General features: G+C 29.9%; 1 protein-coding gene. It reads left to right on the top strand.

Annotation, left to right across the window (positions count from 1 at the left end):
• Window positions 1–91: 91 nt before the first annotated feature.
• The coding region (locus tag AA81_RS13970; RefSeq protein ID WP_245863672.1) for a deoxyribodipyrimidine photo-lyase at window positions 92–1,069 on the top strand (978 nt) is incomplete at its 3' end.

Here is a 1,069-nt window from a genome sequence, read left to right as displayed (position 1 = left end):
TTTAAAATTCTCAATACTTTAAAATTACCTTTTTATTATTAGCTTAGGTAAGTTGTATTTAATTATAAAAGACATACTAAAGGCCTTAGAGGTGGTAAAAATACCGAATTATAAATATAAAATTGGGTTGCACATATTCAGACGAGATCTTAGGTTAGAGGATAATACTTCTCTCATAGAAGCACTTCAAAGTTGTGAAAGAGTCATACCTGCTTTTATATTTGATGATCGACAGATTAAAGACAATGATTACAAATCAGACAACGCGGTTCAATTTATGATCAACAGTCTAAAAGAACTCAATGATGAGCTACACCAATTGAACGCTAGACTATACTTTTTTGAAGGACTTACTTCTAAAGTAGTTGAAAGTTTAATCAAAACATTAGGAATAGAAGCAGTTTTTGTGAATAAAGATTACACTCCTTTTAGTAAGAAAATAGATAATGAAATAAAAGCTATTTGTGAAAAGGAAAGAGTAGATTTTGAAGAACATTTTGATGTTTTATTACATGAACCCACAGAAGTTTTGAAAGATAATGGAATGCCATATATAAAGTTCACCGATTTTTTAAAAAAATCCAAAAAAACAGATGTGCGAGAACCACAGAAGAATAAATTTAAAAATTATTTTACAGAAGGAATTAGCTCAAGTATTGCTCTTCAGGTTGATAAATTTCCTCAAAATGAAAATTTAATGTTAAAAGGTGGGCGAAAAGAAGGGTTACGTTATATAGAGAGAATAGTCAAATTAAAAAATTACAGTGAAATTAGAAACATACCTTCAATCGATGGAACAACAAAATTATCTCCCCATCTTAAATTTGGAACAGTTTCTGTGAGAGAGGTATATAAAAAAGTAAATGAAAACTTCGGTAATGAACACGAAATTATTACACAACTTCACTGGCGTGATTTTTTTACTCATATTCTTTATCATTTCCCTCATGTTTTAGGTAATTCCTTTAAGGAGAAATACAACCAAATACAGTGGGAAAATGGTTTGGATAAATTTAAAGCTTGGTGTACAGGGAGAACAGGTTATCCTATAGTTGATGCTGGAATGAGA

It is taken from the genome of Petrotoga halophila DSM 16923 (assembly GCF_002924615.1).
This window is presented reverse-complemented; position numbering and strand designations above follow the sequence as displayed.